This window comes from Streptomyces poriferorum, assembly GCF_019399235.1.
GTDB classification, from domain to species: Bacteria; Actinomycetota; Actinomycetes; order Streptomycetales; family Streptomycetaceae; genus Streptomyces; species Streptomyces poriferorum.
Genome location: NZ_JAELVH010000575.1, coordinates 1 through 2091 on the forward strand (window position 1 = coordinate 1; position 2091 = coordinate 2091).

The 2091-nt window shown below is 70.4% G+C and carries 1 protein-coding gene and 2 pseudogenes; all 3 read right to left on the reverse strand.

All coding sequences use genetic code 11. From position 1 onward, the window contains the following. Positions 1-288: sigma factor (locus JGS39_RS42135; RefSeq protein WP_443742937.1), on the reverse strand; the 288-nt coding region annotated here is incomplete at its 3' end. 51 nt (positions 289-339) lie between these two features. Beyond that, positions 340-1077, reverse strand: a pseudogene (locus JGS39_RS39745) (pyridoxal-phosphate dependent enzyme); the annotation flags it as partial. A 63-nt stretch (positions 1078-1140) separates the two neighbouring features. Continuing rightward, a pseudogene (gene sbnB / locus JGS39_RS39750) lies at positions 1141-2091 on the reverse strand (2,3-diaminopropionate biosynthesis protein SbnB); the annotation flags it as partial.

Genomic DNA, 2091 nt, shown 5'->3' on the forward strand with positions numbered 1-2091 from the left:
GGGGGCCAGCAGCGCCGCCCGTCGCTCGCGGTCCGCTCCGGCCTGCGCCGCCCGTACGCGGTCCACCGCGCGTCGGTGTGCCAGGGTCATGATCCAGGTCATCGCGCTGCCGCGGCCCGGCTCGAACCGGCCGGACGTACGCCACACCTCGAGCAGCACCTCCTGGACCACCTCCTCCGACTGCGCCGGGTCCCTCAGAACCCGGTGGACCAGGCCCATCACGGGGCCGGCGGTCCGGTCGTAGACACCGGTGAAGGCCTCCCGGTCGCCGTCGGCCGTCCGGAGCATCAGCTGGTCGAGACCGGGCTCGCCCGTCTGCTCGGCGGCTTCCCCTCCGCGATCGGCGGATTGNACCCGCACCACCTCGTCCACGTACGACTCGTCCAGGAGCGGCGGACGCATGCTCATGCCCAGCCCCGGAATCATCCGGCGGCCGGGGTCGCCCCCGAACGCCACGGAGCCGACCGTGTCCACCGCGACCATCCGTACCGGGCGGTGCCAGTTCCGGAAGTACCGCGCGCAGCCCATCAGCGTCCCGGTCGTCCCGGCCCCCACGAACAGGACGTCCAGCCGCGGGAAGGAACGGGCGATCTCCGGAGCCGTTGTCCGGAAGTGCGCCCTCCAGTTGCCCGGGTTGGAGTACTGGCACAGCCACACGTACCGGTCGTCGCGGGCACACAGACGCCGGACGTGGTCCAGCCGCGCACCGAGCAGACCGCCGCCGGCCTCCCGGCCGGCCACCACATGGACTTCGCCTCCCAGCGCCTCCATCATCAGCCGGGTGGCGAGGTTGCAGCGTGAGTCCGTCACACAGACGAACCGGTAGCCCTTGCTCGCCGCGATCATGCTCAGCGCCACGCCGAGGTTGCCGGAGGAGGACTCGACGAGCACGGAGTCAGCCGTCAGGGAGCCGTCGCGCTCGGCCGCGGCGACCATCTCGGCCGCGGCCTTCAGCTTGATCGAGCCGGCGAAGTTGAAGCCCTCGCACTTGAGGAGCAGCGCCTGACCGAAGATCCGCTCGATGTCCACATAGAGCTCCTCCTCGTCGAAGGCCTGAGGAACAGTGATGACAGACACGGTGGACTCCACTTCCGAGCGTTTGCTGTGGGCGATGGCGGGCCGGCGCCGGTGCGGCCGGGGTCATCCGTAGCGGCGTCGTTCGTGGAAGAAGTCGTCGATGATCCGCAGTTCGCCGGGCGGGCGACCCGGTCGTAGACGAAGCTGCCGACCGCGAGGTCGAGCACACCGAGACCGAAGGGAGAGAAGACCGCCGGACGGTCCGCCGGCACGGTCACCCGTCCCGCCATCACGTCCTCCAGCGTGCCGTGGACGAAGTTCCGGTTGCCCGTGAGCTGCTCGGTCAGGTGGGGGGACGTGGCCGCCCTGAGGCAGTGCTCGATGTCGTCCACGATGTTGGTGGAGGCCAGCAGGACCCGTGGGGCCAGATCGCGCAACGACACGTGCAGCACCACGGGGTTGTGGTCGAACCACGCCGGATCGTCGACATGGGGTTCGCCGGCGACGGTCGCGAAGACCACGAGGTCGCTGGTGCGGATCAGTTCCTCCGGGGCGTGGTGCACCGTGACGGGGGCCGCGCTGCCGGACTGCTCCGCGTACAGACGGAATCCGGCCGCGCTCTCCGCGGAGACGTCGTACACGCCGATGTCGTCGAACGTCCAGCCGGAGCCTTCGAGGAACGTATGGATGTACCGGGCGATCAGGCCCGTGCCGAAGAACCCGACGCGGGTGGGACGGGTCCGGTCGCGGCTCAGCCGGTCGGCCGCCGAGACCGCGGAAGCGGCCGTTCTCGTGGCACTGATGATCGAGCTCTCCAGACAGGCGAACGGGTAGCCCGTGCCGGGGTCGTTGAGGATCAGTACGGCCGAGGCGCGAGGCACTCCGGACCTCACGTTCTCCGGGAAGCTGGAGATCCACTTCAGTCCGTCCACCGGGGACCCGCCGCCCAGGGAGGCGGGCAGCGCGATCATCCGGGAAGCCGCCCGGTCCGGGAAGCGGAGGAACGAGGACGGCGGGTTGACCGTGCGGCCCGCACCATGCAGCCGGTAGGCGGCCTCGACCACCTCCACGATC